Below are 7,377 nucleotides of genomic sequence, written 5' to 3' on the forward strand. Positions count from 1 at the left end.
TGCCTCGTGGTTGAAGAAGGGCGTTCAGCCCTTGTAGTCGGTGAGGTGCTTGCGGCGCACCGGCCCCTTGGGGCCATCCTTGTTGTTCTGACACGCGACGCAGAACTCCGCGTAGGGCATGGCCTTCAGCCGGCCCATGGGAATCTCGTCGCCGCACTCCTCGCAGTCGCCGAAGGAGTCCGGATCCTCGCGCAGCTTGCCCAGCGCCTTCACCACGCGCGCCAGCGTGCCGTCGGTGTTGCGGTTCCGGCTGGACGCGATGGCCTGCATCATCTCGTTGAGGGGCTGCTCGTCCTCGTCGCCGCCCACGCGCGCCTCGTCGGTGCGGTTGGGTTCGATGCGCAGGGGCGTCTTCCCGGTCAGCTCCGCGTGGAGCGCGAGCAACTGCTGGAGGAAGTCCTCTCGCTGCTTCGGGGTCACGGTGCGGGCTCCGGAAGGTCAGTACTGCGCGGTGGAGATCTGCCCGGTGACGATGGCCACGGACGCGGAAGCGCCCAGGCGGTTGGCGCCCGCGCGCAAGAGCTTCACGGCGTCCTCCGCGGAACGCACGCCACCGGAGGCCTTCACGCCCACCTCGTCCCCCACCACCGCGCGCATCAGCTCGATGTCCTTCACCGTGGCGCCGCCGGGCCCGAAGCCGGTGGACGTCTTCACGAACGCGGCGCCCGCGGCCTTGGACAGCGCGCACGCGACGACCTTCTCCTCGTCCGTGAGGTGGCCCGTCTCCAGGATGACCTTCACGGGCAGCGGGTGGCTGGCCTCCACCACCGCGGCGATGTCCTGGTGCACGCGCTGGTAGTCGTGCGCCTTGAGCGCGCCCAGGTTGAGCACCATGTCGATTTCACGTGCCCCGGCGCGGATGGCCTCGCGCGCCTCGAAGGCCTTCGCGGACGACAGCGCGGCGCCCAGCGGGAAGCCCACCACGGCGATGGGCACGACGGTGGAGCCCGCCAACACGCGCGCGGCGGTGGCCACGTGGCAGCTGTTCACGCACACGGTGGCGAAGCCGTACTGGCGGGCCTCCTCGGCCACGCGCACCACGTCCTCGGCGCGCGCCTCGGGCTTGAGCAGCGTGTGGTCGATGTACGGCGCCAGGTCCGAGGCCTTGAGGAGGGTGGCCGGGTCCACGCGCGCGGTGGCGGTCTTCACGCCGGGCGGGCGCGGGGGCTCCGGGTTCAGGACGGCGGCGGGCGCGGGCGGCACCGCTTCCTGCTGGACCTTCCAGGCGTGCAGACGGTGACGGGCCTGGTCGACCAGCTCTTCCAGGACGGTGAAGAAGGCTTCGGCGTCGGACGGCATGCCGCGCCCCTTAGCCCACTCCCGGCCCTCGGGGAAGCGCTCGCGGGGGAACGGGACGCCCGGTCAACGCACGGGGGGACGCGAAGGGGAGCGGGGCTGTAGAGTTCCAACCCGTGAAGGTCTTCGCGCGGCTGCTCGCACTCCTTGTCCTCCTCCTCGCGGCGCTGCCGGGCCACGCGGCGGCTCCGGCCTCCTCGGGCCTCCCCTCCCCCGCCCCGGGCCGGCTGACGGTCTACTTCCTCGACGTGGGCCAGGGGGACGCGGCGCTCATCGTGTCGCCCACGGGCAAGACGGTGCTCATCGACGGCGGGCCCCCGGAGGCCGGCACGCGGCTGGCGGCGCGGCTGCGCGAGCTGGTGAAGGGACCATTGGACCTGGTCATCCTCACCCACCCGCACCTGGACCACCTGGGCGGGCTGCGCGCGGCGGTGAAGGCGGTGGGCGCCAGGCGGTTCATGGACCCCGGCTTCGACCACCCGAGCGAGGCGTACCGCGACCTGCTGGACTTCGTGGGCAACGAGGTGGGCCAGGTGATGAGCCCGGAGCCCAACCCTTCCTCGCCCCAGACGCTGCTCACCGTGGGCCTGGGCGAAGGCGTGGCGCTCACCGTGCTCTGGCCGCGCGTGCCCCAGGAGCCGTTCCTCGCGAACACGCGCTCGGACGCGAACGCGAACTCCATCGTCACCAAGCTCACCTATGGGAAGACGGCGTTCCTCTTCACGGGGGACTCGGAGCCGCCCACGGAAGAGGTGCTGCTGCAGAAGCCGGTGGACCTCGCCGCCACGGTGCTGAAGGTGGCGCACCACGGCGGCAAGCACTCCTCCACCGCGGCCTTCCTGGAGCGCGTGAAGCCGCAGGCGGCGGTCATCTCCTGCGGCGTGGGCAACGACTACGGCCACCCGAGCCCGGAGGTCCTGGGCCGCCTGCGCGACGTGCGCGCGCGGACCTTCCGCACCGACCAGGACGGCGAGGTGATGGCGGTGAGCGACGGCGCGACCGTGACGTTGCGCTCGGCGAGGGGCGGCGCAGGGGCCTCCAGCGTGTCCGGCACGCAGCAGTCAGGAGGCCCGGTGGCGCTGGGCCCCATCGAACCCACGCCGCACGGCCGCGCCGGCCGCTCCGTGGAGAAGGAACCGGAGCCGGGCGCGTCCCGGACCCGGACGCCGGTGGAGCCCACGGCCCCCGCGGCCACGGGCGAGCGCTTCGTGTCGCTGAAGGGCAGCAAGGTGTTCCACCGCGAGAGCTGCTCGACCTTGAAGCGCTCGAAGAACGAGCGCACCGTCTATCCAAGCCGCGCCGACGCCCTGCGTGAGCGCCGCCCCGCCGAGGATTGCCATCCATGAAGGCCCGCATCGCGCTGGGAGTGGGGCTGATGCTCGCCTCCCTGGCCTGTCAGCAGCAGTCGTCCGCGCCGCCCGCGCAGGCGGCCCCGGAGAAGTCGCGCTACTTCGGCGGCGCGCCGGACGGGAAGCTCCACGTGTACTTCTTCGACGTGGGCGCGGGGGATGCCGCGCTCATCGTCACGCCGCGCGGCAACACGGTGCTGGTGGATTCAGGGCCCGCGTCCGCCGAGTCCCACCTGGTGAACCGGCTGCCGGAGCTGCTGCGCCGCGAGCTGGACCTGGTGGTCCTCACCCAGCCGGATCCGAAGCACCACGGCGCGTTGGAGGCGGTGCTCAAGCGCGTGGGCGCGCGGCGGTTGATGGAGCCGCAGCTGCCCGACACGTCGAAGACCTACGACGCGCTGCTGACGGCGGTGGGCTCGCGGGGGGTGCAGATCATCTCCCCCGCGCCGTCCTCGTCCGCGCCCAAGGAGCTGGTGCGGTTGACGCTGGAGGACCGGGTGAACCTCACGGTGCTCTGGCCCCGCGCGCCCGCGGAGCCGCTCCTGAAGGGGGCCGCGGACGCGGAGGGGCGCAACGCGGCGAACTCCATCGTGCTGCGCCTGACGTACGACGACACGTCGGTCATCTTCGCGGGCGGCGCGCGCGGTGAGACGGAGGCCCAGCTGCTGGAGCGTGGGCTGCTGTCCCCGGCCACGCTGCTGAAGGTCGCCTCGCCCGGCGTGGAGGGGGCGAACTCGCTGGCCTACCTGGAGGAGGTGCGGCCGCAGGCGGCGGTGTTCAGCGGGGATGACAGCCTGGGGAAGAACCCGAAGGTGAAGGAGCTCCTCGCGCGGCTGCGCGGCGTGGATGCGCGGGCGTTCCGCACGGACGTGAACGGCGAGTTGCACGCGGTGAGCGACGGCAAGCAGTTCACGCTCTCGCTCCAGCGTCCGACACCGGGGGAGGCGGGCGGCACGCGGCGCATCTTCCCGGGGTTGGATCCGCGCCCGGCGCTGGTGCGGACGGCGAAGCCCGCGCCCGTGGTGAAGCCGGCGCCCACCGAGCCGCCCCCGGCCATCAAGACAGAGCCCGCGCGAGTCGTCGCGGCACCGCGAGACACGACGTCCCGCGCCAGCAATGTGACGGACGTGGATGACCTGCCCACCGCGAGCAAGGGCACGCGGACGGAGGAGCCGGAGAAGGCGGTGCGCTCTTCCGCCAGTTCGTCCATGGGTGGCTACCGGGCGAGCAAGAACAAGCAGATCTTCCACAAGGCCACCTGCCGGAGCGTGAAGCTCATCAATCCGGAGAACCTGCTCACGTGGAGCACGCGTGACGCGGCGGTGAAGTCGGGCCGCAAGCCCGCGGGAGACTGCAACCCGTGACGAAGAAGACGAAGCCCCGGTCCAGGGCCACGGTGGACCGCATCGAAGACGACGTCGCCGTGCTGGTGGTGGACGGTCAACAGATGACCCGCGCGCTGGACACCCTGCCGCCCGGCGTGCGCGAAGGCGACGTCTTGGACCTGGAGACGGGGACGGTGGACGCCGAAGCCACCGAGTCCCTGCGCACCGACGTCCGCGCCGCGAGGGAACGGGCGATGGGTGGCAAGAAGCCGCCCGCGGGAGACTTCGACCTCTGAGCAGGGCCGCGCGCTCGACGGGCGAACGCGGCTGGCCGGTCGCAGGAGCCGGAGTGACCGGCTGAATCGGAGCCTCCTGTTCGACGTGCCGTCAGCCCGGCCGGAACAGGAGGCGGAGAGTGGGAGCGGGCCTGCTCACCGCAGGGTGCGGAAAGCAGGCCCAACTCACAGGTGGACTACGGCGTGGAACCTTCCGCCGGAGCCGCGGGCTCACCACCCGCCGCGGTCCCCTGCGGGGGCACCACGGGCTGGGCGGCGCCCGGGGCGGGGGCGGCGCCCGGAGCGGGAGCGGCGCCCGGAGCGGGAGCGGCCTGACGCGGGGCCGGAGCCACGGGCGGCGGCGCCTTGCCGGTCACCTTGTTGACCATGTCCGCCAGGGCGGGAGGCAGCATGCCCGCCGCCCCCAGGCCGAACAGCGCCACCGCCGGCAGGACGATGAGCAGCACCAGCACCAGCGCCACCACCTTCAGAGGGCTGCCACGGCGGGCCGGCACCACGGGACGCTTCCGGGCGGCCTTCGAGTCCACCTGGCGCGCGTCCTCTTCTTCCTCCTCGTCGTCGCGGGGATCCTCGCGCGTCTCGTCCTGACCCGGGTCCTCCTCGTCCGAGCCATCGCCCCGGTTGCCGGGCAGGTCCAGGTCGGAGAACAGCTCGTTGAGGGGTGCACCGCTCGCCGCGGGGGCATCCTCCACGGGCGCGGCCACCGCACGGCGCGGGGCGGGCGTGGGCACCGGGGCGGGCGCCTGGCGGTTGTTGCCGAAGAGCGTGCCCTCGTCCTCGTCTCCGTCGCGCTCGAAGCCGCCGTTGTCGTCCTCGGACGCGGCGGGCTCGCTCTCCGCGTAGAAGGGCTGCTGGGGCTCCGGCTCGCGACGGGCGGGCGCGCCGCGCGACGGAGGCGCGGCGGCCACGGGCGGCGGCTCCGGCGGCGGAGGCGGCGGCTCCGGCGCCGCGGCGGGCGCGAGCAGCGCGGCCAGCTCCGGGATGTCCGAACCGCGCTTCCAGTCCGGCATGCCCTGGCGCCAGAAGAAGCTGCGCGCGCTGATGGTGCCCGCGGCCATCCACTCGGCCACGGCCGACTCGTCCAGCGGGCCCTCCTGCTTGTTGCGCACCATCACGAACCACGGCGCCCCGGCTGTCTGGCGGGGAGGCGCGGTGCGCGTGGGCTCATCGTCCCAGGGGGTCTGGGGAGCCGACGCAGGAGGTTTGGCCAGGGGCGCAGGCACTGCCGCGGCGGACACCGGTGCCGGAGCGGCGGCCGCGGGCGCGGCGGCGGCACCACCTCCCGCCAGCGAACGCTCCTGGGCCCGGATGCGCTCCACGTCGGCGAGCGACACCACGCGGGTGCTCTCCTCCTCGGCGGGCCCTTCCACGGTGATGACGTTCTGGCAGTTCTTGCAACGGACCTTGACCGTCTTGCCGCGGACTTTCTCGTCCGCAATGGAGTACCGCTTCTGGCAATTGTCGCAGGTGAAGTTCAAAGGGGGCGTCCGGCTCTCGGGGGAAACCGGCGGGGATGCTACCGCCAGAAATCTCCCGCGCAAACACACGGTTGACTCTGTTCTTCGGCCCATCTATTCAGCCGCCCTCTGTTTCACTCCAGGCTCTACGAGGGTGGCGCATGCCGGCGAAGGATCTCGGGACCAAGCACTCGTGCTTCAAGTGCGGGACGAAGTTCTACGACATGAAGAAGCCGGACCCCATCTGCCCCAAGTGCGGGGCGGATCAGCGGGAGAACGTGGTCGCCAAGCCCACCGAGGGTCGGCGTGGCCGTCTGGCCGCCGCTCCGAAGGTCATTGAGCCCGAGCCCGAGGAGACGCCCGCCGCCGAGGAGGACGAGGAGAACCTCGACTCCTTCGGGGAGGACGAGGACGCCGAGGCCGGCGCCGAGCCCGCCGAGGACGAAGAGATCTAGCGTCTCCTGGTGGTTCCAGCATCCAGGGCCCCCCGAGCTGCTCGGGCGGGCCCTTTTGTCGTTTCCCGCCCCTCACGGCCTGGGGCCAGGAACACCCCACCCGGAGCGGGAGCCCTCGCGAGGGGCCCACACCGCTCCAGGAGGTCACCTCAGGTGCCGTTCAGACGCTCGTGGGACGACGCCAGCGACAGCTCGGTGAGTGCGCTCTCGATCTTCTCGTAGAGGTTGGGCCCCATCTCCTGCATGCCTGCCGGCCGGGCGCCCTTGCGGCGGACCCCGATGGGCAGGCGTTCGACCTCTGCGGACACTGTGAGTTGCTTCCTGGCCTGATGCATGACGAGTCCCCCTCGGGCGGAAGTGTTGGCTTCCTAGAAAGCAATTTTGCCACCAAGACAGAAGTCTGAACAAGGGGCGTGCTTCCCGGCACTTATACGGAACCCCGAGCCGACGATTTCGTTCCACGGGGCCCGGACCTGACAGCAGTGTCAGGGTCGCGCTACTTCTCCGAGCCGGCCTGACGCAGCGCTTCCACGCCCCAGGTCTGATCGACGTGGACGGTCTCCCCCGCGCGGACGGTGACGGTCCGGGACGTTTCCGGCAGCCGGTCATGCCAGAAGACGAGCGTGTGCGCCCCTTCGGGGACGCGCAACCGGAAGCGCCCGTCCGGGGCGGTGGTGGTGAAGTACGGGTGGTTGAAGGTGCGCACCACCGCGCGCATCCAGGGGTGCACGTCGCAGCGGACCTGGACGGTGCCCGGTTCGGCGGGCAGGGGGCGGCGCAGGGTCATGCCCTCCAGGGGCATGGCCACGTTGAAGACGGAACGGTTCGTCCCGGCCTGGGCGCGCACGTTGTGCACCAGCGGGTCGGAGTTGCGCAGCAGCAGCTCCCCGCCGGCCTTGGCCGCGAGCGCGGGCGGTTCGTAGTGGCACTGCTTCTGGTCCAGCACCGGCGGCGGCGCGGGCGTCTCCGGCTCAGGCAGGGCCGCGCCGTCCTGGAGCGAGACGACGGCGTGGGCCAGGGCGCCCTCCCCTCCCACCACGAGCGAGCGGTCTTGCGCCTGGTCGCCGCACACACTGGCGACGGTGGCGGTGGTCGGCGCGCTGGAGGCCTGGGGAGGGGTGCCGGTGAGGAGCACCCGGCCCTCGATTTCACCCCACTTCACCGGCCCGGTGGGGCGCGGTGCGACAGCGGCGGGAGGG

General features: G+C 72.2%; 9 protein-coding genes. 4 read left to right on the top strand and 5 right to left on the bottom strand.

From position 1 onward, the window contains the following. Nucleotides 1-24 precede the first annotated feature (24 nt). Nucleotides 25-420, bottom strand: a complete 396-nt coding sequence (locus D7X32_RS16180; protein WP_120603441.1) for a TraR/DksA family transcriptional regulator — start codon at nucleotides 418-420, stop codon at nucleotides 25-27. Nucleotides 421-438: 18 nt separating this feature from the next. Further along, nucleotides 439-1,299 (bottom strand): deoxyribose-phosphate aldolase, encoded by an 861-nt coding sequence (gene deoC / locus D7X32_RS16185; RefSeq protein WP_120603442.1) that lies wholly within the window; start codon nucleotides 1,297-1,299, stop codon nucleotides 439-441. A gap of 113 nt (nucleotides 1,300-1,412) precedes the next feature. Between deoC and D7X32_RS16190 the strand changes: the two genes are divergently transcribed. From D7X32_RS16190 to D7X32_RS16200, 3 genes are read left to right on the top strand one after another with little or no spacing between them, the layout of a single operon-like run. Next, nucleotides 1,413-2,642 carry a ComEC/Rec2 family competence protein gene (locus D7X32_RS16190; protein WP_120603443.1) on the top strand — a complete coding sequence of 410 codons (1,230 nt, stop codon included), beginning with the start codon at nucleotides 1,413-1,415 and terminating at the stop codon, nucleotides 2,640-2,642. Beyond that, the gene (locus D7X32_RS16195; protein WP_120603444.1) at nucleotides 2,639-4,009 is read left to right on the top strand and encodes a ComEC/Rec2 family competence protein; all 1,371 of its coding nucleotides are present in this window, start codon (nucleotides 2,639-2,641) and stop codon (nucleotides 4,007-4,009) included. Before D7X32_RS16190 ends, D7X32_RS16195 begins: the two co-directional genes overlap by 4 nt. After that, the gene (locus D7X32_RS16200; RefSeq protein ID WP_120603445.1) at nucleotides 4,006-4,266 is read left to right on the top strand and encodes a DUF3006 domain-containing protein; all 261 of its coding nucleotides are present in this window, start codon (nucleotides 4,006-4,008) and stop codon (nucleotides 4,264-4,266) included. Before D7X32_RS16195 ends, D7X32_RS16200 begins: the two co-directional genes overlap by 4 nt. A gap of 176 nt (nucleotides 4,267-4,442) precedes the next feature. Here D7X32_RS16200 and D7X32_RS16205 read toward each other — a convergent pair whose 3' ends face one another. After that, on the bottom strand, nucleotides 4,443-5,744 hold the full coding sequence (locus tag D7X32_RS16205; RefSeq protein WP_120603446.1) for a GYF domain-containing protein: 1,302 nt from the start codon (nucleotides 5,742-5,744) through the stop codon (nucleotides 4,443-4,445). A gap of 140 nt (nucleotides 5,745-5,884) precedes the next feature. Here D7X32_RS16205 and D7X32_RS16210 point away from each other — a divergent pair, with 140 nt between their 5' ends. Next, nucleotides 5,885-6,178 (top strand): TIGR02300 family protein, encoded by a 294-nt coding sequence (locus tag D7X32_RS16210; RefSeq protein WP_120603447.1) that lies wholly within the window; start codon nucleotides 5,885-5,887, stop codon nucleotides 6,176-6,178. A 149-nt stretch (nucleotides 6,179-6,327) separates the two neighbouring features. Here the strand turns inward: D7X32_RS16210 and D7X32_RS45465 are convergent, their stop codons facing one another. After that, a complete protein-coding gene (locus D7X32_RS45465; RefSeq protein WP_158625697.1) occupies nucleotides 6,328-6,486 on the bottom strand; it encodes a hypothetical protein in 159 nt (52 codons plus the stop codon). Nucleotides 6,487-6,674: 188 nt separating this feature from the next. Then, the coding region (locus D7X32_RS16215) for a carboxypeptidase regulatory-like domain-containing protein (RefSeq protein ID WP_120603453.1) at nucleotides 6,675-7,377 on the bottom strand (703 nt) is incomplete at its 5' end.

Source organism: Corallococcus carmarthensis (genome assembly GCF_003611695.1).
GTDB lineage: Bacteria > Myxococcota > Myxococcia > Myxococcales > Myxococcaceae > Corallococcus > Corallococcus carmarthensis.